This window comes from Schaalia sp. JY-X159 (assembly GCF_014525425.1).
In the GTDB taxonomy this organism is placed as follows: Bacteria; Actinomycetota; Actinomycetes; order Actinomycetales; family Actinomycetaceae; genus Scrofimicrobium.
Map to the genome: position 1 here is coordinate 464,540 of NZ_JACEXI010000001.1, position 26,235 is coordinate 490,774.

Genomic DNA, 26,235 nt, shown 5'->3' on the forward strand with positions numbered 1-26,235 from the left:
GATGATCTGGGTACAGTTTGCAGTAGTTCTAATCTTCATCTTCCTGGGTGCCAGGATGGGAAGCATTGGGATTGGTTTCGCGGGTGGCGCGGGCGTAATCGTCCTCGGCCTGCTCGGTTTGGAAGTCGATCCGATGACGGGGATCCCCTGGGATGTCATCGGTATCATCATGTCCGTTATCTCAGCCATCGCCGCAATGCAGGTTGCAGGTGGGCTGGACTATCTGGTCAAGGTCACAGAGAAGGTTCTGCGCAGTAATCCGAAGCGCATCACCTACTACGCACCAATCGTCACCTTCTTCATGACGGTGTTTACGGGAACCGGTCACGTCACATATTCGGCTATCCCTGTTATTGTCGAGGTCGCAAAAGAATCGAACACGAGGCCGTCCCGCCCCTTGTCGATTGCAGTTGTGGCCTCACAGGTGGCCATCGTGGCTTCCCCAATCTCAGCAGCAGTGGTGTTGATGGCAACTGAGATGGAACAGTTCGGTGTCGAGTACATGCAGATTCTCGCGATCATGATCCCCGTTACGTTTGTCGGGGTGCTGGTCGGGGCGTTTGTGGCCTCAAAGATGGGCAAAGACCTTGTCGACGATCCGGTCTACCAGGAGCGTTTGGCTCAGGGGCTGATTCAACGACGCGACCTCAAAGAGATTGAGATCAAGCCTCACGCCACCCGCGCCCTGTGGATCTTTGGCATTGGGGTACTGGTGGTTATGGCTTACGCCATGGCAGTTTCTGACTCCATTGCTCTGATTGAGAACCCAACGGTTCCTCGCAACGCGGCAATCATGATCATCATGCTTGCGGTGGCAATGCTTATCGGCCTCACCTGCAAGATCAGCGTTGATGAAGTGTCATCCCAGTCCACATTCAAGGGCGGCATGAGCGCCGCCATTTGTGTTCTTGGTGTCGCTTGGCTCGGGAACACCTTCGTCAACGGTCACTTGGAAGAGATCGCATCTGTCGGTGGCAGCGTCATCGAGTCGGCGCCATGGCTGTTGGCAGTGGTTCTCTTCTTCGCGTCAGCGCTGCTGTACTCACAGGGTGCGACGACCGCGGCCATGATGCCTGTCGCATCAGCCATCGGCGTTGCGCCCGCTGTAATGGTGGCATCGTTCCCGGCAGTTACGGGCCTGTTCGTTCTTCCCACCTACCCGACTGTGGTTGCCGCGGTGGAAATGGACGACACTGGCTCAACCAGGATTGGCAAGTTCGTGTTCAACCACCCCTTCTTCATCCCGGGTGTGGTCACAGTCGCTGTTGCAGTTGTGCTCGGTTTCGGCTTAGCACCGCTCGTGACGGGAGGTTTCTAGTCCCGGCGGCTATCCAAGAGGCGATCTAGTACCTGATACACGCCCAGTTCCTCATTCGACGCGGTGAGGAACTGGGCTTGGTCCTTAATCTCTTGGTCCGCATTGGCCACGGCGTAACTGTGCTCGACGGCAGCTAGCATTTCTAAGTCGTTGAGGGTGTCACCGAAAGCCATAAGGTGGTGGCGACCAAGGCCGAGATGCTCTGAAAGTACCCCGATGGCGCTGCCCTTCGACACCCCGGTGTTCATGATGTCCACCCACGGAGGTCCTCCCAGCGTCACCGTGAAACTATCTCCGAACGTTGGCTGGAAGTAGGTGTCAAGCGCACCTCGCGCGTCCTCGTGCGGAAAGTATGCCGAGTATTTGACGATCTCCTCTTCGATACCACCGAAGTCCGTCACGAAGACAAGATTCTTGTAATAGACGCGAAACTGATCAGCCAGAGGACGGGCAGCTACGGGTAGGTATGCGGCATTCATTCCACAGAGTGTTGGGTACCCGTCTGTCGAAGTAAGAGTGCCCTCAACCATTGACAAGTACTGCTCGGGAGAAATCACGCTCTGGTGCAGGATCTTTCCTCCCGATTCCACAACCGCACCGTTGTCACTAATGAATGCCAAGTCCATGTCGGGCCAGTCGAACATCTCTTTCAGAGTTGCAAGTGGGCGTCCGCTTGCAGGAACGAAGACAATCCCCTGTCCATTCAACCGTTGAACGTAATCTCGAAGGTCCGGCGGCATCTTCCCGCCCTCCAACAAAAGGGTGCGATCGAGGTCGGAGGCAACCAGCAAAATGTCATCCATGCCACGACTCTACAGGTCGCAATGGCTCTTGGGCCCGATCATCTTGGAGTACCGGGCGGTAATGTAGCACTCAGAATTGTGGGCTCAAACCTAGGCGGAAGGACAACGCCCGGATCCCCGCGTCGCGGAAGACTTCAGTAGGAATCTCACCGGACTCCACCGCGGAGACGATTGCATCTATGAGACTCTGCGCGTAGGTAGTGGCGGTCGGGCCGTCCTCGCCCCCAATCGATAAAACCAAAGTAGCCCCTGCCTTGATAGCACCGACTGCGTTGGCACCGGGATCAGCGAATGTCTCTTCCCCGGAGTTGGTGAGCATCGACATGTCATCCGTGATGATGACCCCGTCAAATCCGAGGTCGTCACGCAAGATTTCATACCATTTTGCCTGCAGGCTGGTCGGGCCTTGCGCAATCCAAGGGCAGGAAATGTGGCTCATCATCACCAGCGAAGTGCCAGAATTGATCCCTGCCTCAAAGGTAACGGCTGCCGTCTCAGCCCACTCTTCCTGAGTTATCTGCCCGCAGTCGGGAATGATTTGGTGAGAATCACCTGGGGTGAGGCCATGTCCCGGAAAATGCTTGATCGTTGAGTGAACCGTTCCCCCTCCCCCTTCTCTCTCCCCCTCCACGGCCGCTTGCACGGCTGCCGCTGCCGAGGACGGAGTAGTACCCAGCACCCGGTCATAAATGAAAGATGCTGAATCATCCGTGTAGTCGGCGACGATCCCGAAGTTCACATTCACTCCCAGCTGCGACAGATATTGACCGCGCTCTCGGAAGGCCTCCTCAACCGCAGCCGGATCGCCGTCACGCAGGTCCCCGGCCCCCACACTCGCGTCCCCCGCGAGGCGTTTGACAAGGCCGCCTTCCTGGTCGATCGAAATCACCAGCGGCGGTAGCCCTGCGGATTCTGCCGCCGCCTGCCATTGCATTGTCTGCTCTACAAGGGCGTCCTCGGGATCAGGAACGTTGTCACCCATCAAGATCAACCCTGCAGGAGCAACTGTTTCGATGAAGCTCTGCGTCGCCTGAGCATCGGATCCCGGATAGTGAAGAACAAGCAACGATGCAGCTTGAGCGCGCGTATCCCATGACTGCCACAGCTCTTCTGCTTCTGCTGCGGCCAACTGTTGCGGCGTCGGTGGCTCATCCATCTCTTCTTGCTCGTGGGCCGACTGTGCCACGTTTGCGGTGTCCCCCGCTCCACCGGCGTCGGGCGCGGCATCTGGCGACGTGCACGCGGTCAGTAGCAGTGCAACGGCAAAAGGAAGTGTCAAAGATAGGCGTGTGTTCACGGTTCCAAGTATGCACCGAAGTCAGTCGCTCACACGCGAAAGGAGCACTGTTCCGTCCGGAGTACTGATCGAGGCCTCTGAAGCAGAACACATGTAGCGCGCTTCGGAGTAGTCAACTGGTTCGGGGGGAATGACCATTTCCATACCCGCTGCACTCAACGCCATAACTGAACCCATGTTGTGCTCATGAATCGTCACCCGATCGTCGTTAACCGTGAAAGTGCCCTCATCGACTCCATTGCGGGTAATCACCGACTCTCCGCCCTCGACCACCATGGTTATCCTCCAGCCGCTGTACTCGGTCGTCACTGAGCCGTCCGCCGCAAAAGTAAGGTGCACCTCCCCGGTAACCGAGGTCGGCTCATCACCAAACTCCCGAAAACTCGCCAGGAAGAACTCGTTGTCAGCAAGCCAAGTCCCATTCAAACAAGCACGGGGATCTGTCGGTTCAGCGACCACGACTTCCTCGCCCTCGTCGCTCTCTTCAACAATCTCCGTCGCCTGTTCTGCACGCGGCACGCTCGAGGCCGCATCCGACTGCTAGCCTTAGGGTGTTGCGGAACACCCAGACAGGGTGATGCCAAGCATCAAAGTGCTGGCAAACGCCAAGTAGCAAGTTGCGGTCTTTCTCATTGTCCTATCTCCTCTGTTTCAGTCGAAGTCATACCGATCTGCACAAATCAACTCCCCGTCGTCGTAGTCGATAACGACCGCCTCACCGTCGACAAGTAGTGCTTCCAAGGCTAAACATGGAGTTTGACTGGTGGGATCTTCCACAGACCCATCCATGCGGACGCGGAGGGTCTCCCCCGACCACTCCGCTTTTGCGTTGGCTTTGGAGAATGTGCTTTCGATGACCTGCAGGACCACATCATCCGAGGTCCCGAACACTCTTTCATCCTTACCTTCTGGACCTGCAAGAGCATCGTTGAGCACGTCCAGTGTCTCCTGTGAGGCGTCTTCGGAGGAACCGCATAGGTGCTCTTCTTGAGCTGGGAGAGATTCGTTCCCTTGATATTGAGCTTCTTGAGGATCGCGTGGATGCTGCGGGCCTGCACGGCGTCCCCTATACGAACCCCGCACTCTGGTTCCGTTGTCTGCGACTGATTCTTGACGGAGATGTGACGCTTGCAGAACAACACGCGCAGGCAATGTACGAGCAGTCTCCCCAGGAGGGTACGGTCGCTCAGGCGCTGTACACAAGTCAGTTGGGGCTCATTCGATGGATGCAGGGTCGCGTAGATGAACTTGAGGAAGGCTTCTTAGCCTCACGACGCAACTACCCCGACCAGCCCCTTTGGTCAGCCTCCCTCGCGTAGCTCTGGCTGCTGCAAGGGCGCCGGGCATCAGCCGAAACACTCCTGAGGACCCCGCCACCCATTGATCAGATCGTCCGCGACAGGTACTGGCTATCGACTATCACCGTCTTGGCAGAGATTGCACGTTTTACTGGATCGCGCCGAAATGCTGAGAATCTCAGAAACTTTCTGCCTGCTGAACGCGCCAAACACCGTCCGCGCATCCGTGTGCTTGGTGGCTTTGAAGTATTCTCCCTCTGCGGCACCCCTGCGGTGTGGACATCACGCAAGGCGAGGAAGCTATTGAAGATGATGGTTGCAATGCAAGGTGTCGCAACCTCGCGAGAAGTCTTCATGGAAGTGCTGTGGCCCGGGGAACCACCTGCGGTTCTCAGTAACCGTTTCTCCGTGGCGGTGAACGCGGTCCGCCGCTCGCTCGACGTTGACCGCCTGTTCCCCACCCAGCACTACGTTGTCACCGAAGGCAACTCTGTTCGCCTTGAAGTCAGTAATCTCGATGTTGACTTGGAACGTTTCCTATCATTGGCTCAGCATCGGGATGAAGCGAGCAGAGAGGCAGCGAAGAAGCTCTACGGCGGCCCAGCCTTCTCTGAGGAGCCCTATGCAGATTGGGCCGTCGATGTACGCAACCACGCGGAACGCCTCCGCAACATGCTCGACTAGGTTACCCGGCTCTTCTCACAGCCAAAAGTGAAACCCACAAGATTCCCGCTTGGCACACAATAGAAGAGTCATGAAAGCGGCTGTAGGTGGTGTTTGAGTCCTCCGGTATGGCGGAGGCTGCGGTGGATGTAGGTTTGGAGGTTGCGAAATCCGAGGGCGATGTCGCGGAGGTGGTCGAGGAGTCGGTTGGGCTTAGCGAGCCGGTTAGGCCATACCGCGAGATCGAATAGTATCGGCAGTTTCGGGACCAATAACAGCGTTATGTGTCGATACTATTCGATCTCGCGGTTTGAGGCGGGTGAGGAACCCCTCTAACCAGTGCGTTCACAGGTTAGAGGGGTGTTTCTGGTCGGGCTGACAGGATTTGAACCTGCGACCCCTTGGAGGCTTTTTAACCTCACCGAAAGCTTGCGAAAATCTCTAGTTTTCCCTGGTCATACGGGGAATCTTGTGACTCTCCTTGGGCTAGTCTACCCGGTCACTTGCGGTCCGTCACGGGTGTTTGAGATGGGTACTTGATGGGCAAGGAGTACGGCCCACCCGGGATCTACAGATATGGATCTGAATCGCGAAGAATTATCTGCCCGTTAAGGCGAGTAGATCGCGGATTCGACATGACGGACGCCGTATCGCACGCCCAGACGCTCGGCAGCTCGATTCAGAACTGATTCAGGTACATCGAGGTGAGCAAGGGTTGCGAGGCTCAGAATCACCCTGGTCGCATCGCGGAGTGCGCGCGACTCTTGTTCGTCTACGAATAGGACTGGATTGGCCGGGTTTGGCGCTCCTTCGTGCGCGATATCGTTCCGTGCAGCGTGGAGCGCCAACTTCCAGTTCGCCAGGTTGATCCTCGTTTGCGTGATGTGCGCTGGCTGCAGAGAGTCAATGAGCGCGTCGACGTACTCCTCGAATCGAGTGCGACGAGCGTCGTTTCGAATGTCATTGACGAACGCGCGCTGCGCCCCATTCAGAGTCGGGAGCAACGCCAAAAGCGGCGCTTCGATCTCCTCAAAATCCTGCGGTGTGAGACGGGGTGGAGGCATCGGAGGCGGGAACTTCAGCTTTGTGAAGCGCTCCAATGCAGATGCAATCGCACCGACACTGCTCTCGACGAACCACGGCTCGTAAATCATACTCACAAGAATCTGCGGGACCGGGCGGATGTCGACCCGCATCCTCCACCACCCCTCAACCACGCTAGAGAAGTACGCAGCACCGAACCTGAGCAGGTACTCGACTGACGGTCGGCCCCGACTCCCGAACGGCGGATATCGAGTCCAGCCATGAATTGCGACCTCAGTTCCATCGGCGAGAACCCCGATGAGAGAGACACGCTCCGCAGGCCGATCCGTAGCGAACACGATCAGGTCTTGGAGTGCCGCGAGGTGGGAGGCGTACTCCTCCATCGGTGCAGGCTCTGGCGATCTGATCTCGGCGACGCCTCCAGTGCCGAGCAGAAGTGACATCGACCGCGCGGATGAAAGCGACGGCAATACGATCGCAGCGTCCGCGCTTCGTGCCACGCCGTCCTCATGGCGGACTGTTGACAGCGAGTCCAGCAGTTCGAACTTGGCACGGATCGCCGCGTAGTCCTGGGTCAGAGCGTCCGAACCGGCCCTAACCTCTGAAAGGTGGAGCATACCTCCGCCTGAGTGCCCGCGCACGATCGCCGGTTCTCCGTCGATAATCGTCGTGGCGACTCTTGAATTGTCGATTCCACGCGAGCCTTGCTGGAAGGAGAGACCAAGCTCGACGTCAGCTACGTACTTGCCCTGAACCTCGTGGATCTTGCTGTTGCGAACTCCCCCGTCCTTGCCGACGAAGACAAGCTGTAGTTCCTCTGGCCAATTGATACCACCCGCGAATAATGACACCGCTACCCCGCCTTCGTTCCGTCGGCTGCCATCCAGGTGAGGAGGCACATACCGTCCTTCGCAACGGGAGGGAGCCGTTCGACATTCTCGGCGTGCAGGGTACCGAAACCGTCGAGTACCTGGACAATCGCGGTCATGACTGCCTCTGGCTGTCCTGACGAGCGCAGCTCAGTAGTATTCACGAACGTATCCAAGGGCCTTCTCGAACACATCGTTATCGCGGATCTTGAACTGCACGTACAGCGTCTGTCGCAGCGCTTTGCGTACTTCTTGATCGCCCGCGATCGTCGACTGCCAGCCGTCGAATCGTACAGCCTTCACAACCTCATCGATACGGTCGACGACGTTTGCGACGATGATCGGCGTCTCGTCACCCTTGAGCGCCTCGAACAGCTCGGTCAACGCGGCCTTGCCCTTTTCCTCACGCGGAATCTCGCTCTCGGCCTTCTCCGCGGCGACAGTGTCCCTAGCGAGATCGAGCAGGTCCCGGAGAAACTCAAGGCTCGACTGCTGGATGTCGGCGTACCTCTCGCGCAACACATTAAGGCGCTGCCCGAGTTCGATGAACACAGGGTTGTTGAGGTGGCGGGCGATGCGTGCGGTGATCTGCTTCTCGATCTCCTCGGTCGACACATCCGTGCGCCGTCCGGTCATGAGGTCTTCGATCGTTTGCGCGTCGAGCACGATGGTCTCAGCACCCTGCGGAATTTCAACGTGGATGCTCTCGTTGATCAGCTCGATCGTCTTGGCGCCGAGAGCGTGCCACACGAGTCGCCCGGTGATGTCTGCAGGTCGCACCGACTCATACACATCGGTGAGCCACTTGTAGTCGTCGCGGAAAACCCGGAGCATCGGGTCTGGGCTAAGCGTCTCCCACAACTGCGACACCACACTGTATGCAAGCCCGAACGCATCCTTGACACCATCATCAGCGATCGACGCCTGCGCCTGAATCAGCCCTTCATACCCGCCGATAGTCCGATCCACACCCGGGAAAAACGACAGCGTCGCAGCAATAGCTGGACCCATCTTCTGCTTCAACTCTTCGATGTTCGAGATCACCTGCTGCACCGCGGCATCGTCGAATGCGAGCGACTTCGCGACATCGTCGAAGATGCCCAGGTAATCGACGATCAGACCGTGCGACTTATGCGGCGGATACACCCGGTTGGTACGGGTGATGGCTTGCAGCAGCGTGTGTTCTTTGAGTGGCTTGTCGAGGTACTGCGTCTGCAGAATCGGCGCATCGAACCCGGTGAGCAGTTTTGCGGTGACGATGATGATCTTCAGCGGGTCTGCGGGGTCGTTGAAGCGGGCGACGACTCGTTCCAGTTCCTCGGATGCGGGAGTCCAGGCCGCCCACGAGGCGGGGTCGGTGCGCGACTTCGACATGACGATGGTGGATGCCTCGGCCGGGAGCATCGTGTCGAGCGCTTCTTTATACGCCACGCAGGATGACTTGTCGTAGGCGACGAGCTGCGCCTTGAATCCCTCGGGCTCGACCTTGGTAGTGAAGTGCTCGACCACATCGCTCGCGATCTGACGGATGCGCTCGGGTGCCTTTATAAGCACCTCGATCGACGCAGCCTTCTTCGACAGCGTGATCTTCTCGCCCTCGGACAAGTTGCGGTCGGCGGCAAGTTCTTCGAACGCAGCATCGATCTTCTCTTGATCGAGGTGGATTTCTGACAGGCGCGGCTCGAAGTGCAGCGGCAGTGTCGCACCATCACGGATTGAGTCTTGGAAGGTGTACCGCGACAGATAGCCGCCCTCGTCTTCGGGTGACCCGAACCACATGAACGTGTTGCGGTCACGCTTGTTGATCGGCGTGCCGGTCAGACCGAACAGGAACGCATTCGGCAGCGCCTCACGCATCTTCTGCCCATAGTCGCCCTCTTGCGAACGATGCGCTTCGTCGACCATCGCAATGACGTTCTGCCGAGCATCGAGGACGCCGTCGACCTCGCCGAACTTGTGGATCGTCGTGATGATGATCTTGCGCGCGCCCTGACTCAGCATCGTCTGCAATTCGTGACGAGAATCCGCCGACACCAACCCGGGAACATCGGATGCGTTGAAGGTGCCAGAGATCTGCGTATCGAGATCGATGCGGTCAACAACGATCAAGATTGTCGGATTCGTCAGCTCGGCCATCGCGCGCAGTTTCAGCGCGGTGAACACCATCAGCAGCGACTTACCCGAACCTTGGAAATGCCAGATCAGACCCTGCTTGACCCTGCCGTGCAGCACGCGTTCGACGATGAGGTTCGTCGCCTGAAACTGCTGGAATCGAGCGATCACCTTGATCTTGCGGTGCTTCGAATCGGTCGCGTAGACCGTGAAGAACCGCAGGAAGTCCAGAACGGATGCTGGTTTCAGCACACCCGCTACCGCGTCTTTGACGACCTCGAGCCCGACCTTTGCCGGTGCATCGAGGTCGGACACTTCCTCACGCCAAGGGCCCCATAGCTCGACAGGCATGCCGACCGTACCGTACCGGAAGTCCTTGCCCTCGGTCGCGAACGAGAACACGTTCGGCACAAAGAACTGGGGCACGCTCGCCTCGTAATCGTCGTGCACCTGTGCGGCACCGTCGATCCACGAATACGCTGCCCGGATGGGCGTCTTCGCCTCCCCAACCACGAGGGGGAAGCCGTTGCACCACAGAACCAGATCAAACCGTTTGCCGAGTCGCCCAATCTGGAACGTGACCTCGGTCGAGATCATCCACTGATTCGAGGAGTCTTCTTCAGGATGGTCGAAATCGATCAGGCGCACCGTCGTGTGCTCACCGTTCGGGCCGAACGGCATCGACTTCTGGCCTGTCAGCCACGCCATAAACTCTTCGTTTGCGACGACCGGATGCGGAGTACTGCGTGCGGAGATCAGAATCGCGCGAAGCACATGGATAACCTCATCAGCCTTGCGCGGATCAGCCTCAATCTCTGGGTTCAACCGCATCAGTGCGGCCGTGACCGCACCCTCCAGCAGGACCTCGTCGGGGCGACGTGGAAGTTCCGCACCTGGTACGAACTGGACATCTAGTGATCTCACGAGATCGCGGACGAAGTCGCGGACCGAGTTCGCTTCATTAAACTGTGCCATCAGTTACCTCCGAAAATTTCGGCAAGGATTGCATTCGAAGCTTGCCGCAAGGATTCGCGCTCAGTTGTAGTTTGTGCAAGTGCAGCACGCTTGCGCTCGACGAGTTGTTGCGCGTCGGAGCGATTCACTGGCCAGGGAACCTCGACCTTCATGAGGTCACTCTTATTCAGCTTCCTAACGATGGTGGTTGTCTCCCGTGCTTCCATGGCACGTCTGCCAAGCGGATGAGCGAGGAGCGACTGCAGCAGGTAGGCGTCCGCCTCTGAAAGCCCGACTACAGATGTGATCTGTTGGTTGGAGATTCCAGGTTCCTGAATCACCGCAGACTTCCCCATGTCCCCACCGATACACGCCACAGCAACAGAAAACTGCGGGAGCCACCTCCCGGTCGTGGCACCCTCAACGCTCACGCCTTGACGCGCTACCGCCATTGTGTCGCTTTGGATCTCCGATGGCGTGTAGAACGGAACGTCACTGCTGGTCCAGTAGACAGCATTAGCCTTCGGTGGAGTTGATCCCGTAACGCAGTCCGCGATGTCGCTGATCGCTGCCTTGCCGGTTTGGGCCTTCCAGAGCTCCGCGAGTCGCGTCTCAGACGCCTTGGAAAGGGAATCAGCAACACCAGCAATCTCCAGTCGATGGCGCTCAATGGCCCAGAGGAGGTCGGCGATGCGCTTCTGCTCGTCGAGAGGTGGGAGGTCGAACTCGAACCGCTCAATATCTGACCAGTTCACATACGGGTTGACTGATCCCTTTGACTCAGCGATTGCGAAGGCGTGGAATGGCTCCGAGATCATTATGAACGGGAGAAACTCCGGCAGGAGTACATTCTTATCTTTCGTCTCCACGACGAAGGTCGTATTGGCGCACACGCCGTCGAAATCTGCGACCGCGACCTTCCGAAGGTAGGTCCTGCGCGACCCATAAAGAACCTGGCCCGGGTGGAACCGGCGATGGAAGGCGGGGCCGAGGTCGACCTCGGCGACGTTGCCCCACCGATGAATCTTGAGGTCGTCAGTGCCCATGTGCTCTCCGGCAACGAATCGGTCGACGCTTCCATCCGTCGGGTCGATCTTTTCTTTGGATGCTCGCGCAATGTCGCCTAGCGAACGTCGTTCCCAAGCAGTGGTATCGAGATTCAGGCTCATACCCTCACCTCAGTTCGGAGCAGAGCAAGCACGTCGACGACAGCGCGATTAGAGACATCCGCCGCCTCTCGCCATGACGCGAGCGCATCTACCATGTCGACATGCTCTTCAGTATCCGCAGCCGTCGCCCCCGCCACGTACAGCGGGATGGCGAGGCTATGCCGTTTGTCGGCAATCTGGTCGAGGGTTGCAACGGCGGCGAAGTGATCCACGTCTGCGAAGCTCCGATACGCGTTCAGGATCTTGGACTGGTGCGATTCGTACAGGAACGACTGTGCCTGTTCGCGCGCGACGTCGTGGACCGCGTTGATGAACAGCACCTTGCCGTTGCGGTCCGCTGGCTTGCGGGTCCGAAGGATCACGACCGTGGCAGGCATCGGGGAGTTATAGAAAAGCCCCTCTCCCATACCAATCACGCACTCGACAAGGTCCGCTTCCACAAGAGCTTCCCGTAATTTTGCCTCATCCTTTCGGAAAAGCACTCCGTGCGGAAACAGGATCGCGGCACGCCCAGTCTTCGGGTCGAGGCTCTTGGCGATGTGTTGAAAGAAGGCGTAGTCGGCGCGGCCCTGTGGGGGCACGCCCCACATGTTGCGTCCATAGGGGTCACTTGCGAAGGCATCCCGATCCCATGCCTTGATCGAGTACGGCGGGTTCGCGAGCACGACGTCGAAGGTCTGCAACCCGCCCTTGCTGTTGAGGAAGCCGGGGCGAGTGAGCGTGTCGCCATGGGCAATCTGTCCGTCGGTGATGCCATGCAAGAACAGGTTCATGCGGGCGATGGCGGATGTTCCGTAGTTGAGCTCCTGCCCGTAGAGCTTGAGATTGCGCCACTCCTTGCCCTGACGCTTCACCTCGGCAGCGGTAGAGATGAGCATGCCTCCAGTGCCGCAAGTGGGATCGTAGACCGACTCGCCGGGCTGCGGTTCGAGCATGAGCGTCATCAGGTGCACGAGGGTGCGGTTCGTATAGAACTCCTGCGCGGTATGGCCGGAGTCGTCGGCGAATTTCTTGATGAGGAACTCATACCCGTTGCCGAGTTCGTCTTCGGGCAGATTCGCAATCGACAGTGTCTGGGTCGAGAAGTGCTCGATCAGCTCGGCGAGCGTGGCGTCGGGCAAGAGGTTCTTGTTGCCCCAGTCGCCGTCACCGAACACCCCATGCAGGGTGTCTGGGTTGGCTGACTCGATTGCACGCATGGCCCGCAACACGGTGGTGCCGATCTGCTCGGTGACTTCGCGCACGTCGTTCCAGTGGCATCCATCAGGAATCGCGAACCGGTGGTTCTCGGGAAGGTCTGCGAACTCCTCATCACCATAGGTTTCGAGCGCCGCAGCATGCTCCTCGTCGTACACATCGGAAATGCGCTTGAGGAAGACCAGCGGAAAAATGTACTGCTTGTAATCGCCGGCGTCGATGAGGCCCCGCAGCACGACGGCAGCGCCCCAAAGATAGCTCTCGAGCTCGCGCTGGGTGATCCTGCCGCTCATGCGCTCAACCCCCACTTCGCCAGCTCAGCTTCAAGCGCTTTACGGGTCTCCGCGGCCTGTGCGTGGGCTGCCTCGAGGTTGGCGAGGGCATCGGCGAGGGTGATCTTCTCGCCGGAGTCGGCGGGGGCCACGTAAAGCGGAATGTTGAGGTTGAAGTCGTTGGCCTCAATCTCGGCAAGGTCGACGACGCGGGAACGATCTTCGAGGTCGGTGAAACCGCGGTAGGTGTCGAACAGCTCTTGGGCGTGCTTGGGCTCGAGGATGTTTTGACTGCGGACCTTCTTCATCAGGTCTTCGCCATTGATGAAGAGCACCTTGTCTTGCTGCTCGGCCGGACGTTGCTGCCGCAGGATGAGCACACAGGCGGCGAGGCCCGTGCCATAGAAGAGGTTCGGCGCAAGTCCGATGACAGCTTCGATTTTTTTAGCCTTGAGGATGTGGGTGCGGATGCGCGCTTCGGCACCTTGGCGGAACAGAGCGCCCTGCGGCAGTATAACCGCGACGCGGCCGGTTCTGGGGTTTGTTGAGGTAAGCATGTGCTGCACCCACGCCCAGTCGGCGTATCCCTTCGGCGGCACACCACCAAGTGCGTTGCGGCCCCACTTGTCGCTTGCCCATTCAACATCACCCCAGTTCTTAAGCGAGAAGGGCGGGTTCGCGACGACGCAGTCGAACTGTGCGAGGCTATTGCCTGTGTAGAACGCAGGGTTGCGGAGAGTGTCTTCGCGGACAATCTTGAAGTCTTCGACACCGTGCAGCAGCAGGTTCATGCGCGCGATGGCAGAGGTCGCTAGTACCTTCTCTTGGCCGTAGAGCTTGCCCCAGAGTGTCTTGGGACTACCGCCCGATTCCTTCACATGCTCAATGACTTCGATCAACATGCCGCCGGTACCGCACGCGGGGTCATAGACGCTCTCGCCCTCCTGCGGGTCGAGAATGTTGACCAGCAAGCCGACGACTGAGCGGGGCGTGTAGTACTCGCCTGCCTTCTTGTTGGACTGGTCGGCGAAGCGCTTGATCAGGTACTCATACGCGTTGCCGAACACATCAGGGGCGACGTTCGCGTTGCTCAACGTCTTCGTTGAGAAGTGTTCGAGCAGGGCAGCGAGCTTGCGGTCGGGCAGCTTGTCTTTGTTTGTCCAGTTCGCGTTGCCGAAGATGCCGTACAGCGTCTCGGGGTTCGCCTTCTCTATCTCACGGAGCGCCGTCTGCAGCGCCGTGCCGATATTCTCGGTGCGTGCGCGAACGTCATCCCACAGACTGCCATCTGGGATCGCAAACCGGTGGTTCTCTTCGAACGACGCGTACTCGTGGTCGCCGTCGGATTCTTCAAGAGCCTTCGCGAGCTCTTCGAGGTAGACGTCGCTGATCCGCTTGAAGAACATCAGTGGAAAAATGTAGGCCTTAAAGTCGGCCTGGTCGATGCTCCCGCGTAACAAGTCGGCAGCGCCGGCGAGGTATGACTCAAGCTCAGAAAGGGTGAGGCTTGCGTTCATCGTGTGCGCCTTTCGGGGGTCGTGCTGGTCAAGGACACGCCATGGCGAACGGCGTTGAGAATCACAGCTGTCAGGCTACCGGCGGCTTCAGATGCTAGCTCCGCGAGTTGCCTCGCTTCGCGTGCTTTGCTGATGGAGTTGTGAATGGCGCGCTGCCCCTCGAGCGGAGGAACAGGGATCTCGATCTCCCTTATCGGAACGCGCTGGATGGTGGTTCCGGCGGCAAACCTGAGGTTCCACTCGCCCGTGAGCACGTCTGCCAGGTAGTAAGGGTCCAGTTTTGTTTGGTCGAGGACCCGGATGCGGGAGACACTTCCCACAGGGAAGTGTCCACCTTCGTGATCGACAACTGCCCGAACTCTGTCCACCGTGGTCAGCAGCACATCGCCGGGCTGTGTGAGTACGTCCCGTCCGTCGGCTGTCTGCAGACCCGCGACAGGCACAAGGTTCTGGGTCCGAACCGCACTGGCGTCAACACGCCGGTCGTCAAAATCGGGCTCACCTTGCCGCGACGGGCGCGCAGCGGCGACCTCGATCGCCCTCGCCTCAATAAGCTCAGCGACAGTCAGCACCTGTGACTCACCAACGATTAGCGGTGGTTCCATTTGCTGCACCGTGGAAGGAAGGTCAGTGGAGACCTGCAGTAACTGGGTTCTAGCTAGATCAAAGTCGGTGACCAACCGGGCACTGTCGACGTCTTCGGGCAGCACCCATCGGGCAGGGGTGAGGTCGGAATTGTCGGACGCCAGCTCATCGATCGATACGAGTGCGTGGGGGACGTCAACGAGCGACGCTTCGTCAGTCAGCCATTTGACGACATCGTTCTCAGGTGCTTCCACCTTGGACGCGTCGATGAGGAGCACCTCGCTGCGAGAAGACGTCTCCGGATCACCGATAACCCACAGCACCGGCGCGATAGATGTCTGTGGCAACATTTTTTCGGGCAGCGCCACGACTGCTCGCACCCAACCGCCAAGCAGGAGGTTCCTGCGAATCACGGCTTCTGCGCCGCCGCGAAAGAGCACACCGGGCGAGGTGAGGACGTAACCGATGCCGCCTGGCGCCAGGTGCGCTGCCACGTGCTGGAGCCAGAAGGAGTCACCGCTGGAGCGCGGTGGAATCCCAAAGCGGAGACGCGGGTCGACCATGGTGGTCTCGCGGTCGACTCGCAACCCAAACGGAGGCTCCGCGATAATAACGTCCGCACGCAGGTCAGGATCGGGGTCAGCCTTGAGCACATCGGCAACGCTGAGTTCTAGGTCGACGCCACGCAGGGTTGCACGGCCACGGGCGATTTCCACTGCTGCCGAGTTGATGTCATTTCCGACCACGCGGGCTGGGTGTGAGCCCATATCGAGAGCTTCGAGAAGGGCCACACCGATCCCGCAGGCGGGATCGTACAGTGTCCCACCTTTAGTGTCGGAGACCAGCGAGGCCAGCAGCGTGCTGGTTCGGGACCCGACGAATCCATTCTCGCCAGCAGCCTTACCGAGTGATCGAGACGTGCGTTCAAGGATTCCATCAATCGCGCCGGGGAGTTCCTCAGGAGGCACGCTCTCGAGGGCGAGTCGTAGCTCGTCAACCGAACGCTGATCGCCGTGATGAGGTGGGTAAGAAGATTTTCCTTCGGTGACTTCTAGTGCCGTTTGCAGGAGAAGCACACCAAACTCATGGACAGCAACGCGCCCGCGGAAGAGGTTAGCCGCACCCCATAGGCGCGCCTCCCATGTCTTGGTGTCGTGTCCAGCGGTTACTGCGCTCTTCTGCTTCTCTGGGTGCGCCGCGAGCCACGCTGCGACGTCGGGTGCCGCAAATAGCGGCCTGCTTGCGCTCCCACCCACAGGGTCGGGGAAGTCGCTCATGCGCTTACGCCAATTACTGACGGCGGCGCGAGAAACACCAGCAAGTTCGGCGATGTCGCTAGGCGCAAGTAGGCCCTCGCTTAACGGGGTGGTCATGCTGCCTCTAGAACTGAGTCGGATTCGTAGTTGAGCTCGATGGTGTGCGATGCGGCCATCCGAAGTCGGTGAGACAACGATTCGGGGCGGGACGCCACCGTTACGGTGACGCCCTGAGCGCCAAGTGCAGCCACGGCGTCGGTGAAAATCGCGTCCCCCGACACGAGGAGAACATCAGTGAAGCGATCAGCGATGCGTTCTGTCTCGAGTATCGCAAGCAGCTCGAGATCAGCGCCGTCGATCCCAGGCCGGAATACGAAACGACGTTGACCACTCCACTCGAAACCAGCAATTTCAGCGCTTGCGCGACCGCTTGCCACAACGATGTGGTCGACATCGAAATCGAGAGCCGCGACTTCGGTGAGTACGTGTTGGGCGTCGCGCACTTGCTGAGCCATCCTGATCTAGCCTCTCGCAATGTTTTCGATATCAATCAGGACAATGCGGCGCCGAAGCCCCACAGTGGATGTAAACATTCTAGCACCTATTCTTGTTGTGAATCGGATCCCCAGATTTTTGGAGTGACTCAAGAATGACATAGCACTTCTCAAAACGCAAGCGTGTATTTGATTCACAGATGCTTGCGGTGTGAATCTGACCTCCACAATGCGGTCACGCGAAGTTGCCACGCTTCTGGCAAATCGTGCTACCAGGCGCTTGATCCGTGATCTGCAAGACGCGTGGCATCAGTCCGCTCTATGCGGGCACGGGCACGGGCAGCGAGCCGCCTGGGCCTGAACTGCGGTTAACTTCGGTGCGAACAGAGTGAACCCGAGTAGGGCACCGACAACGAGTTCCCGGTAGATGGTTCAACAAAACCATGATTTCTCTGACGGCTGTAACTACCTGAGTCACCACGCCTCTTGCAAGTCGCGGTCACGTGCCCTGACGAGGCGGTCGTTGAAATCGCAGACGCGGTCAGTTCACAGTGCCACCCGTCTGGCAGATCGTGAGTCCGGTGTCTGAATCAGTGGCCCTTGAGACGTCGGAGAGCTCGGTTTCGGTACGGCGAACTTCAATCAGCCAGAGGCTTGGCAACTCTAGGTGACTGTGCGTACCTCTTCATCAGAAGAGTCGTTCGATTTGGGAAGGCGTCGGTCATGGAGACTCTGAACTTTCGCGCGTGCAAGGAAGCGATCTGCGCGGTAGTAGGTAATGCGAGATCTACAAGATTTTCCTACGGCCAACGGTCCCGCCAATTCGGCATGACCGTTGATTCCGCCGATTTTGCGGTCGATGTTACGGTGCCGCAAAATTTGCAGGACCGTCATCTTCAACGCGATTACCGCATGTCCAGGGCATCACGCCCGCGACAGCAGTCGATCCCTTACCTACAAGGTACTCGCACTCTCCCATTTCGTCGACCCGTTCTTCGTGAGAACCAATGGTCTCCTCGTGATGTGTCACAGCAGGATCTCCAGAGCGTTCTGCAAGGCAGGCTTCGCCTTCGGGAAGTTATCGGCCATAACCAAGAGCTGGGATGAGCTGCTCTTCCGCACGCAGAGCCAGCGTTTGGGTGAATCGATTGCGATGTCACTACCCCACTCGTGCCTGAGCCGAAACAGGTCGATGATCGTGCGTTCTGGGTCATAGATTCCAATCGCTCGCCCATCAGGTAGGGCATGCTCAGCCCGACCGATGTCGAAAGTCGCGGCATCGAAGTGGTGCCACGCGATTGGCGCGGTCCAAGCTGTCAGCGGCTTCGCGCCACGCGGAATAGCGATGTTGCTCCGCGCTGGGATCTCGTCCGTGAGGTCGTGAATCGATAGTGCTGTCAGCAGGCAGAGCGTCGCTTGCGGCCGCTTCGTTGCGATCGCCATCCACGCAGCCGTAGTGTCATCCGTTGCACCGGAGCGCACAAACTGGCCGGGTGCGATCCGTTCATATTCTTCAGCCTCGACGAGACGCTCGAACTGTCTGCGCGTCAGCCCCGCGCTGGCGAGATCCTGATACCCCACGAGGTCGCGAAGTGACGCAGCATCCATGACACCCTCCCGATTGACAGATATCGTTACACATCTACCCTATCTGTTACTGTTTTTGATCATCGATCAGAGCTGACTAAGCCGAATATGAAGCGGGCATATGACGATGCATGGGATGGATCCTATTCGGCACTTCCTGCATCGAGACTGGTTATCAGGTCTTGGGCGAGAATGCTTACCGCGAGTGCGACTTGGGCTGGGTCTCCGATGAACTCTTCGGCTTGCCCCGCGAACCGTGACCCCGGCGCGTCGTCACCTGCAGCGAAGAGATCGCGAAGCGAATCGATAGCAGCTTTCGTGACGGACGCCGCGATCGGGTCGCTGGCAAGCACCTTTAGCGAGGCGACCAGCACGTGTGTGTCGATGGCTCGGAGGAGTCGATAGATGTCGTGCGCGTCCTTTGCGTCCCATCGCTTTGGGCTGTTGATGCGCTCAGCTACCTTGTGCGTCTTTGCGACTAGCAACGCGGCTGGACCGGCAACTCTGATCGTGAACGATCGCGCATCAGCCGGATCGAGTGCTGAGATCAGCATCGGTGCATTGTCTTTGAGCACGGCTTCAAGGCCCACTGCTCGACGCATGGCCTGCTTTCCATGGGGTGGCAGTTCGGCTGATCGTCGACCTGCGCCTCCAACGGCGTCGGGAACGAGCAGATCTACTGGTACGCCGTCGCGCGACCGCCAGGTTCCAAGTGCTGATGGATCAGGATCGGGGCTGAATCCTGCCGTGGTCATCGCTGCCTCGATCAGCGGGTGATCAGTGAGAAGTTCGGGATCGATAGCGAGGTCGGCGTCGGTCGTGAACTCGGCAAGTGCGACTTCGGCGCTTCCGGTGTGCAGGTAGATCGCCTGTGCGCCAACAAGGATGACAGCCTCTTTATGTGAGCCGAGCGCGTCTAATGCATCTAGCAAGGCGTGCCGCGCCTTTACGACCTCTGGGTCGGTCATTTGCGCCACTCGCTCTCGTTCGCCGACATCCACGCAAGCAGTTCCTGCGCTTCTGAAGGGTTACGGCCCGGCCCGTTCCACAGATCGACCGCAACCTGTGCCGGGGCCGCGATGGCGAATCCTCGCTGGGACTCGGCTAACCGGTCGAACGCGACATCATTGGGCTTACGCGGCTCCACCAGAATGACGTTCGGAGACGACTCGCTCGAGCGAAGGTTCCATTCTTTGGAGGCCTCCTCGACAGAGTCGACGTACACGTAGATGACGCGAGCTGGTGCGTAAGGAGCCCATTCGGCGGCGGCAGCAGAACTTGTTACGGCATAGCGCATGCTCTTTGTTTCGCGCAGCTTCCCCAGGAACGCTTCGGTTCCTCGCGGTTCAATGCACTTAACAGTACGGTTCGTGGACAAGAATGCGGCATCTTCTGCCCAGGCTTCGAGCAAGCGTCGCCAGTCAGGCACTCGCACTGTGCCGTCGTCGTCGCGCTCCGCAAGTCCCTCTTGCTGCAAGTATTCGAGCACCCGGTAAGTAGCGCCGGTCGACGCGCTTGAGGTGTCGATAAGGTCGCGTATGCGCCACTTGCGATCGAAGTCCAGGAGAGCGCGCGCAACCCGCGCAGCGGGGTCACCACGCAACGTGCCCCGTGGGCGACCCGTGCCCCGCCATGGGTCGCGATCCTCGCCACGATCAGCAAGGAAGATCGCCGGTTGCCCGGCAGTTATGAGTAGATTCCCAGTCGCATCGACATACCCAATGCCCTTTTCGGTCAGGTCGGCGCGCACTTGCGTTGTGAGGTACTTTGCGACCAAGACGGGCCTGCCGTCGATGCCCGCCAAGCTTTCTAGCCTGTCGGCAATAACGCCGACATCTCGGCGTTCGACCATTCGCTTTGCTTCTAGAACCAGTCGCGTGTTCGCACCGTCAGGCGCGACGATTGCAAGCGCTGCATCGGCTCGAAGATCGTTCGCGCCGACCACGTCATACTGTTCCTCAAGTAACCACCCGGTGGGCAAGCGCTTGGAGATAGCTTCGATGGCGCGTCGTAGGATTTCGCGCTCTGATTTCGGCTCGTCACGGTTCATACTTCACCTCGTTCTGATAACTATGACGTTCCAACGTCAGCGGAATTACGCCATTTTCAGAACATCGTATCATAGCGTTCTGAAAACTAATAGATTCCGCTGCTTGCGGAGACGAGGGGTTTCACGAACGCAAGAATGCTGCACAGCACTCAGCCGACCCGGACTGCGGCCGAGTGCTGACATGATGCCCTATCGCCCCGCCCCGACCTCCGCGATGAGCATGCGAAACTCCCCGTTTCGCTGCGCATCGACCCGCGAGTACGCCGCCCACTCGAGCGTGTAGCTGCCGCCTAACACGAGTGCCGATTCTCGACCGCGAACAGTACCAGCCGCGGCGTGCGCACCCCATGCAAGGTTCCCGGTGACGGTACGGCCGTGATGCAGCCGGAAGGCTTCGTCGATGGGGCCGATCTTCCTGGTCTCGCTCCACATCCCACGGTCGTTGGTGATAGTGACGGACATACCACCTGCGACGACACCAGCTTCGATGAGCGTTTCGACTCGTATGACATCCTTGAGGATGTCATAGCGACGCAGATCCTGGGCAGACTGCGACCTCAGCATGAACTCTTCGTCAACGACGCTCACTTCAAGCCTTGCGGTGATGTATTTGAGTTCGAGCGCGTACTGCACACCGCCGCGGCGTAGAAGGATGTCGAGGTTGATCGGTCGCGCTCCAGGCACCCGCACCGGCCGCTCTAACCGCAGTTCCACGCCCCGGTCAAGCCGCGCGATCTGCACTGCGAGCTCATGCTGGAAGTCAGCTTCTGAGTGGAACACCTGCCTCCGTGCAACCAGCTCCGCCAGCGCGGTGCGGATCAGTGCGCCGAAGCCCACCACAGCGTTACCCCCCGCCGGTCACGTGATTACCTCCAAGGTTTGCAGGAGCGGGGCTTTAGCTCGAGGGAGTTGTGTGGCGAATGCCATCAGCTCGGCGGGCTTGCCGCCGCGGCGGAGCCATTCTTTGGTTGCGTCGCGAACTACTTCGTACCCGACAGTCGATCGAAGGCGGAAGCAGTCGACAATCGTGCGCTCTGCACTGTACAAACCGATGTGCTGCGAGCTGCCCGGAATCAAGATCTCGTCTCGCCCAAGCTTGAACGTCGCCGCATCGAAGCGATGCCAGCGAATTGCACTCTCGGTCATTGGTGTACGCATTCCGCGTGGCATTGCGACGTCCAGGGCGTCTGGAATCGCATCGGTGAGGTCGTAGCGAGCGAGAGCAGAAAGTAGACAAATTGTCGCTTCCGGTCGTCGGGTTGCGGCTTCAAGCTGATCCCAATCGATCGCGGGTGCGTCTGCGGGCAAGTAGATGCCTCGGCCGATGCGGTCCCACCGCCCCTCAGCATGCCCCCGGTACAAGGCACTTCGCTTCTCGGCGGCAGCCTTTGGCCTTAGAGCTTTCACGTAATCACCTCCTGATACGTTTCGTACACAGCTAATGTTATCTGAGTACGTTTCGTTTCGCGAGGTAAATCTTCCACCCAAAATACTGATCATGATCCGAACGCCTTTTCCAGCAGGCCCGCAGTCGTGGGGTCGACGGTCTCGTTGCGGCGGATGTAGTGCTTGATCGTGATTGCCGGGTCGGTATGCCCAAGCAGCTGAGATGCCAATTCGACACCCGCGCTTTCGTTGATCGTGGTCGCGACAGTGCGGCGGAACTTGTGCGGAGTCACGCCCTCAATCTCTGCCAGGTTCATGACATGGCGGAGTTGGCGGCGCACATTGTTCGTCGTCAGCGGAGTGCCTCCGCGCGAGCAGAATAGCAGTGCGTCGGGGTCGATCGTGTCGAGTTGCTTCAATCGAAACTGCACGGCCGTCGCGGCAAACCCAGGAAGTTGAATCGTGCGTCGCGATCGCGCGGTCTTCGGGTGATCCTGTCGCGTCGTCGGTTCGCCTTTCGGGCTGATGATCGTTCCAGTGATTCGTACGGACGGCACGCTCAGATCAATATCCCGTCGGCGGATTGCGAGCACCTCACCGATGCGCGCCGACGTACCCAGCATGACCTCGATGATTGCACCGAGTTGTCCATCGGGCTTCGGCCCCGAAACGTCACGCCCCGCTTCCCAATATGCGATCGCCGCACGGATTGCAGTGATCTCTTCGGGGGTGAACGCGTCCGGCACCCGCGCGTCCCGATGCAACCGCGCAACATGATCGACGGGGTTGCGCAGCAGCACCTCGTGTCGCACCGCCAACGCGAGCGCAAGTCGCAGCACGACACGAGCATGCTTCGCCTTCGAGTACGAATCCTTCGCCAGCCGCTTCAGGAACTGGTCGCAGCGGGCCACCCCGATCTCGCGCAGCGTCAGATCCTTGAACGCAGGCAGCACAAGGGTGTGCATGTCTCGCTCATACAGTTGTCGGGTGACGGTCGCGAGCCGATCCTCAAGCTCTATGTCTTCGAGCCAGTACACGACCAGATCAGGGAATGGACTGTCAGCGGTGAGCGATCCCGTACTCGGTGCAATCAGGTTCCGGTCGACACATTTCGCTTTGAGCGCGTGGGTTGCAGCGGCCGGGCTGTCGCCGCTTGCCTGCACCAGCCGGGTGGCACCGTCCCAATCGCGATAGCGTGCACGAGCTTCGATGCGGCCGCTGGGTCGATGACGGGTCGTGATTTCGCCGTAGGTACCAATCGTCAGGCGCGGGCGGCTCACAGCGTCACCGTCGAGGCAGTTGAGGCGGCACAGACCCTGGAGACGGCGCGGGGTCGCGCTGCGCTTCGATCCACTCGGTCACGTCCGTGACAGCGAACTTGAGGTGTTTGCCGAAGCGGTACGCACGCGGGCCGACGCCGCGCGAGCGCCAGTCGTAAATCGTCGAGACGGGCACGCTCAAGTATGAAGACAGCTCGCGGATATCGAGCAACGGCGGCAAGTCGGGCAGAGGTAGCGGAAGCGAAGTTGAGCTGGTCATGCAGACCAGGTGCGCCACACCCCCCGAAGCAACCGAAACCACCCGCAAGCGACCTTTGCGAACCGAGCAAAGCACTGGTCAGAAGGTGTTTCAGTAGGGGTTTTAGATGGGTATTAGATGGCCGGATCAAATCTCACCAACGAAAAATCGCGGAAACCCTTGAGTTTCCGCGATTTTTTGGTCGGGCTGACAGGATTTGAACCTGCGACCCCTTGACCCCCAGTCAAGTGCGCTACCAAGCTGCGCCACAGCCCGTTTCTTTCAACCACCCGATCTTACGGCAGGGCTACCGGCTGCCACAAATCGCACGCGCAGTTGCGAAGGAGCGATAGGTCATAGAGGGCGTCCCCGTGATGGATCACGGGCCTAGTCGGTGATCCATCGCAGGAAAGTCCACCCACTGACGCCCTCGGAATCCACCTGGCGCACCGCAATCGTGTGCCCCGAGATCTGTGGCGGGACAACCACGTCCTCACTGGGCAATTGGAACACGACATCGCTGCCAATCTGCCATACGAATCCGTCACTAGCGCCCTCGACACTGACGTTCCCAATGGCATCCGAGGTCGCCTGCGATAAGTCGGCGCCTGCACCCCACGCCACCATGTCGCCGGAAACAGACAGGTTAGGAACCGCAACTTCCGACTTCGCGAGCCCAGCCACCCGCCCGGTCTCCATGTCCCAAGCAACCAGCCAAGCAGGTGGCCCATCGGAAGAAGACTGCCCCTCTCCGCGCACCACGGACATCTTTGTGAGTGCAACAACTAGATACCGTTGCGAAGCCTCAAGGTCACTGATTACCCAATTGTTTGCTGGTCCAAACCCCAATAGAGGTGAGATCACAGAGGCATCGCGCCACACGACCAAATCCGGAGCTTTAGATTCGTGCACCTGCTTGCCTGCGGCAACTTCTAACAGGTTCGAATAGTTAAATGATTCCAGGCCGGCAAGCGGGTCCCACTGGCCAGATTGAGCAGCGTTGTCGGTGCCGAGCCCAGAGCCACTTTGGTTCTGTTCGAGGTCACCGCTGAGTGTTCCGTCGTGAAGCGGGTCGATGTCACTGCTGGGGGCCGCAGCCCAAAACATGCCCCGATCGATTACAGGGTCGGCTATCACCTGCGCAGATGGCCCGACGAACACGACGTCGCCGGGCGAATCCAACGGGACTCGAAACACTGCCACCCCGTAGTCTGGACTCGATTCGCCGCTCACTTGGATCTCATGAAACCGCACTCCGGGCGTGGCGGCATCATAAACATTCTGTGGAATGGCGACCTCAAAGTATGCGTAGCCACCATTGACCTTGGGAGGTTCCAATCCGGGTACCATGCGCGCTGAGATTCCAGTGAAGCCAAGTGTCATAGACTCCGCTGTTGCCAACTCAGAAACCTGCCCTGTCTCAACGTTCCACCCGACCAGAGCCCATTGCTTCCCACCTGTACCCACGGCAACCCAAACCACAACCTGTCCCCAAGATGACGCACCTGTTGCATTCAGTGATTGAAATGGAGCGTCGCCAGACAGGGTAGATCCGTCGCCCACATTGGGAACCTCCTGCAGCGCAGTGAACTTGCCCTCTGTCCCGATCAAGCCAACGGTTTCGCGGGAAACCTGCGGGGAAGTGCCAGTGCCGAATGCGACTCCCCCGTCAATCAGTGTCAACACCTGGGCGTCCGTCTTCCCACGGGTGGAGCCCAAGAGGTAGAACTGCTGGCCCTCTTTCGCCCTCGTCGGGCGATCTGCACCACCGATGACAAGGTCGTCTGGAATGCTCCCTTCGGAGACCCAGACGTCAAATGGCACACCAGCAATCGTCTTGGGGGCAAGGGGCAGTTCCGCGGCGCGCGTGTCGTCGTAGTCGTCCCGATCAGACTGCTGTGATTGCGCGTCCTGAACGCCATTGTCGTCGCCATGCAACGTGGCGTTACCTGTTGAGGGTGAAACCGCGCACCCTCCCAAACACAGAGTGCTCACGCACACCATGGCAAGGAAGGTGCGTCCCGGCTTAGGCACGGCCGTGCACCCGGTCTTGTATCCAAACGCTCACTTGCAACAGTACGTCCTCGACGACCTCGTCAACGGACTTGCTCGACGAGTCAATGGTGATGACCCCCGGCGCAGCCTCTAGGAACGAAGACACTTTGGAGTCAGTCTTGTCGCGCCCACTCACCAGTTCACGTGTCTTCTCAAGTAGGTCGTCGGTTACGTGCCCGTAGGTTTCGAGGACGCGCCTGCGCAGCCGCGCCTCCGGGTCTGCGAGGAGGAGTATCCTCACATCAGCATCCGGGCAGACAACCGTAGTGACATCCCGACCTTCAGCAACCATTCCTCGCCCGTCTGCGCGAGCCTTATACATCTCTTCCCGCTGCGCGATAGCCATCCACTGCCGCACCGGAATATAGCCGGCAACCACCGAGACTTTTGCTGCAACTTCCACAGAACGCAAAGCATCCGTAACGTCCCGCCCACCAACAAGGAACTTTGGGTGCGCCACTGTACCGACCGATTCAAAGTCCAAATGGTCCGCTTCACGCAGCACGGCAGAAGGGTTGTCCAAATCCACGCCCGCAGCCATGCACTTCCAGGTCAAAGCCCTGTACATGGCCCCCGTTTCCAAGAACGCGAGGCCGAGCTCGGCGGCGATACGTTTGGAAACGGTGGATTTTCCTGACCCAGACGGCCCATCGATCCCTATCAGGAGACCCTGTCCTGCAACAGCATTGCGCAACTGAAATGTCTCTTCGGTTCTGGTTGGCCCCAAAGAATCCTCAGTGCTGCGACTCCCCTGACTAGACATCCCCGCCCTCTTTCTGCCCGTTGCCAAC

At 59.1% G+C, this 26,235-nt stretch carries 25 protein-coding genes and 1 tRNA gene; 4 read left to right on the plus strand and 22 right to left on the minus strand.

The window, feature by feature from the left end:
• Position 1 precedes the first annotated feature (1 nt).
• Positions 2–1,318, plus strand: coding sequence for an anaerobic C4-dicarboxylate transporter (locus tag IDL90_RS02080; protein ID WP_182140713.1), 1,317 nt, complete (start codon positions 2–4; stop codon positions 1,316–1,318).
• On the opposite strand, the gene IDL90_RS02085 is transcribed toward IDL90_RS02080, so the two are convergent.
• From IDL90_RS02085 to IDL90_RS02100, 4 genes are all read right to left on the minus strand, one after another.
• Complete coding sequence (locus tag IDL90_RS02085) at positions 1,315–2,121, minus strand: HAD family hydrolase (RefSeq protein ID WP_182140712.1); 807 nt, start codon at positions 2,119–2,121, stop codon at positions 1,315–1,317. The genes IDL90_RS02080 and IDL90_RS02085 overlap by 4 nt on opposite strands.
• Before the next feature lie 70 nt (positions 2,122–2,191).
• Complete coding sequence (locus IDL90_RS02090) at positions 2,192–3,418, minus strand: glycoside hydrolase family 3 N-terminal domain-containing protein (protein WP_182140711.1); 1,227 nt, start codon at positions 3,416–3,418, stop codon at positions 2,192–2,194.
• Between the two features lie 21 nt (positions 3,419–3,439).
• Entirely contained in the window at positions 3,440–3,937 is a 498-nt protein-coding gene (locus IDL90_RS02095; RefSeq protein WP_182140710.1) for a hypothetical protein, read from the minus strand.
• Positions 3,938–4,069: 132 nt separating this feature from the next.
• Complete coding sequence (locus IDL90_RS02100) at positions 4,070–4,354, minus strand: hypothetical protein (protein WP_182140709.1); 285 nt, start codon at positions 4,352–4,354, stop codon at positions 4,070–4,072.
• A 14-nt stretch (positions 4,355–4,368) separates the two neighbouring features.
• Between IDL90_RS02100 and IDL90_RS02105 the strand changes: the two genes are divergently transcribed.
• The 3 genes from IDL90_RS02105 (at position 4,369) to IDL90_RS02115 (ending at position 5,630) form a co-directional block, all read left to right on the plus strand.
• On the plus strand, positions 4,369–4,737 hold the full coding sequence (locus tag IDL90_RS02105) for a hypothetical protein (protein ID WP_187994153.1): 369 nt from the start codon (positions 4,369–4,371) through the stop codon (positions 4,735–4,737).
• Positions 4,738–4,845: 108 nt separating this feature from the next.
• On the plus strand, positions 4,846–5,400 hold the full coding sequence (locus IDL90_RS02110) for a hypothetical protein (RefSeq protein ID WP_187994154.1): 555 nt from the start codon (positions 4,846–4,848) through the stop codon (positions 5,398–5,400).
• Positions 5,401–5,486: 86 nt separating this feature from the next.
• Positions 5,487–5,630 carry a hypothetical protein gene (locus tag IDL90_RS02115; protein WP_187994155.1) on the plus strand — a complete coding sequence of 48 codons (144 nt, stop codon included), beginning with the start codon at positions 5,487–5,489 and terminating at the stop codon, positions 5,628–5,630.
• Between the two features lie 357 nt (positions 5,631–5,987).
• Here the strand turns inward: IDL90_RS02115 and IDL90_RS02120 are convergent, their stop codons facing one another.
• From IDL90_RS02120 to cmk, 18 genes are all read right to left on the minus strand, one after another.
• Positions 5,988–7,274, minus strand: coding sequence for a hypothetical protein (locus IDL90_RS02120; RefSeq protein ID WP_187994156.1), 1,287 nt, complete (start codon positions 7,272–7,274; stop codon positions 5,988–5,990).
• A gap of 2 nt (positions 7,275–7,276) precedes the next feature.
• Positions 7,277–7,456 (minus strand): hypothetical protein, encoded by a 180-nt coding sequence (locus tag IDL90_RS02125; protein ID WP_187994157.1) that lies wholly within the window; start codon positions 7,454–7,456, stop codon positions 7,277–7,279.
• Positions 7,443–10,379, minus strand: a complete 2,937-nt coding sequence (locus IDL90_RS02130; RefSeq protein WP_187994158.1) for a type I restriction endonuclease subunit R — start codon at positions 10,377–10,379, stop codon at positions 7,443–7,445. The genes IDL90_RS02125 and IDL90_RS02130 overlap by 14 nt, the downstream gene beginning before the upstream one ends.
• Entirely contained in the window at positions 10,379–11,527 is a 1,149-nt protein-coding gene (locus tag IDL90_RS02135) for a restriction endonuclease subunit S (protein ID WP_187994159.1), read from the minus strand. The genes IDL90_RS02130 and IDL90_RS02135 overlap by 1 nt, the downstream gene beginning before the upstream one ends.
• Complete coding sequence (locus tag IDL90_RS02140; protein WP_187994160.1) at positions 11,524–13,017, minus strand: class I SAM-dependent DNA methyltransferase; 1,494 nt, start codon at positions 13,015–13,017, stop codon at positions 11,524–11,526. Before IDL90_RS02140 ends, IDL90_RS02135 begins: the two co-directional genes overlap by 4 nt.
• Positions 13,014–14,513 carry a class I SAM-dependent DNA methyltransferase gene (locus IDL90_RS02145; protein ID WP_187994161.1) on the minus strand — a complete coding sequence of 500 codons (1,500 nt, stop codon included), beginning with the start codon at positions 14,511–14,513 and terminating at the stop codon, positions 13,014–13,016. The genes IDL90_RS02140 and IDL90_RS02145 overlap by 4 nt, the downstream gene beginning before the upstream one ends.
• Positions 14,510–16,471 (minus strand): N-6 DNA methylase, encoded by a 1,962-nt coding sequence (locus tag IDL90_RS02150; protein WP_187994162.1) that lies wholly within the window; start codon positions 16,469–16,471, stop codon positions 14,510–14,512. Before IDL90_RS02150 ends, IDL90_RS02145 begins: the two co-directional genes overlap by 4 nt.
• On the minus strand, positions 16,468–16,869 hold the full coding sequence (locus IDL90_RS02155) for an NYN domain-containing protein (RefSeq protein WP_187994163.1): 402 nt from the start codon (positions 16,867–16,869) through the stop codon (positions 16,468–16,470). The genes IDL90_RS02150 and IDL90_RS02155 overlap by 4 nt, the downstream gene beginning before the upstream one ends.
• Before the next feature lie 1,005 nt (positions 16,870–17,874).
• Positions 17,875–18,456, minus strand: a complete 582-nt coding sequence (locus IDL90_RS02160) for a type IV toxin-antitoxin system AbiEi family antitoxin domain-containing protein (protein WP_187994164.1) — start codon at positions 18,454–18,456, stop codon at positions 17,875–17,877.
• A 122-nt stretch (positions 18,457–18,578) separates the two neighbouring features.
• On the minus strand, positions 18,579–19,403 hold the full coding sequence (locus IDL90_RS02165) for a GSU2403 family nucleotidyltransferase fold protein (RefSeq protein ID WP_187994165.1): 825 nt from the start codon (positions 19,401–19,403) through the stop codon (positions 18,579–18,581).
• A complete protein-coding gene (locus IDL90_RS02170; RefSeq protein WP_223175110.1) occupies positions 19,400–20,485 on the minus strand; it encodes a hypothetical protein in 1,086 nt (361 codons plus the stop codon). The genes IDL90_RS02165 and IDL90_RS02170 overlap by 4 nt, the downstream gene beginning before the upstream one ends.
• Positions 20,486–20,674: 189 nt before the next feature.
• Entirely contained in the window at positions 20,675–21,325 is a 651-nt protein-coding gene (locus IDL90_RS02175) for a hypothetical protein (protein WP_187994166.1), read from the minus strand.
• A gap of 18 nt (positions 21,326–21,343) precedes the next feature.
• Positions 21,344–21,892, minus strand: a complete 549-nt coding sequence (locus IDL90_RS02180; RefSeq protein WP_187994167.1) for a hypothetical protein — start codon at positions 21,890–21,892, stop codon at positions 21,344–21,346.
• 89 nt (positions 21,893–21,981) lie between these two features.
• Complete coding sequence (locus IDL90_RS02185; RefSeq protein WP_187994168.1) at positions 21,982–23,151, minus strand: tyrosine-type recombinase/integrase; 1,170 nt, start codon at positions 23,149–23,151, stop codon at positions 21,982–21,984.
• A 4-nt stretch (positions 23,152–23,155) separates the two neighbouring features.
• The gene (locus tag IDL90_RS02190; protein WP_187994169.1) at positions 23,156–23,410 is read right to left on the minus strand and encodes a helix-turn-helix domain-containing protein; all 255 of its coding nucleotides are present in this window, start codon (positions 23,408–23,410) and stop codon (positions 23,156–23,158) included.
• A gap of 178 nt (positions 23,411–23,588) precedes the next feature.
• Positions 23,589–23,665, minus strand: a tRNA-Pro gene (locus IDL90_RS02195).
• A 111-nt stretch (positions 23,666–23,776) separates the two neighbouring features.
• The gene (locus IDL90_RS02200; protein ID WP_187994170.1) at positions 23,777–25,423 is read right to left on the minus strand and encodes a hypothetical protein; all 1,647 of its coding nucleotides are present in this window, start codon (positions 25,421–25,423) and stop codon (positions 23,777–23,779) included.
• Positions 25,416–26,207 carry a (d)CMP kinase gene (cmk, locus tag IDL90_RS02205; RefSeq protein ID WP_187994171.1) on the minus strand — a complete coding sequence of 264 codons (792 nt, stop codon included), beginning with the start codon at positions 26,205–26,207 and terminating at the stop codon, positions 25,416–25,418. The genes IDL90_RS02200 and cmk overlap by 8 nt, the downstream gene beginning before the upstream one ends.
• Positions 26,208–26,235: the final 28 nt, after the last annotated feature.

Bases quoted from the DNA above. Each gene is read 5' to 3' on its own strand.
- IDL90_RS02190 (WP_187994169.1), bottom strand. From the start codon at position 23,410: ATGACCAGCTCAACTTCGCTTCCGCTACCTCTGCCCGACTTGCCGCCG.
- IDL90_RS02150 (WP_187994162.1), bottom strand. From the start codon at position 16,471: ATGACCACCCCGTTAAGCGAGGGCCTACTTGCGCCTAGCGACATCGCC.
- cmk (WP_187994171.1), bottom strand. From the start codon at position 26,207: ATGTCTAGTCAGGGGAGTCGCAGCACTGAGGATTCTTTGGGGCCAACC.
- IDL90_RS02140 (WP_187994160.1), bottom strand. From the start codon at position 13,017: ATGAGCGGCAGGATCACCCAGCGCGAGCTCGAGAGCTATCTTTGGGGC.
- IDL90_RS02085 (WP_182140712.1), bottom strand. From the start codon at position 2,121: ATGGATGACATTTTGCTGGTTGCCTCCGACCTCGATCGCACCCTTTTG.
- IDL90_RS02080 (WP_182140713.1), top strand. From the start codon at position 2: ATGATCTGGGTACAGTTTGCAGTAGTTCTAATCTTCATCTTCCTGGGT.
- IDL90_RS02165 (WP_187994165.1), bottom strand. From the start codon at position 19,403: ATGACCGACCCAGAGGTCGTAAAGGCGCGGCACGCCTTGCTAGATGCA.
- IDL90_RS02135 (WP_187994159.1), bottom strand. From the start codon at position 11,527: ATGAGCCTGAATCTCGATACCACTGCTTGGGAACGACGTTCGCTAGGC.
- IDL90_RS02145 (WP_187994161.1), bottom strand. From the start codon at position 14,513: ATGAACGCAAGCCTCACCCTTTCTGAGCTTGAGTCATACCTCGCCGGC.
- IDL90_RS02170 (WP_223175110.1), bottom strand. From the start codon at position 20,485: ATGAACCGTGACGAGCCGAAATCAGAGCGCGAAATCCTACGACGCGCC.
- IDL90_RS02160 (WP_187994164.1), bottom strand. From the start codon at position 18,456: ATGGATGCTGCGTCACTTCGCGACCTCGTGGGGTATCAGGATCTCGCC.
- IDL90_RS02130 (WP_187994158.1), bottom strand. From the start codon at position 10,379: ATGGCACAGTTTAATGAAGCGAACTCGGTCCGCGACTTCGTCCGCGAT.
- IDL90_RS02155 (WP_187994163.1), bottom strand. From the start codon at position 16,869: ATGGCTCAGCAAGTGCGCGACGCCCAACACGTACTCACCGAAGTCGCG.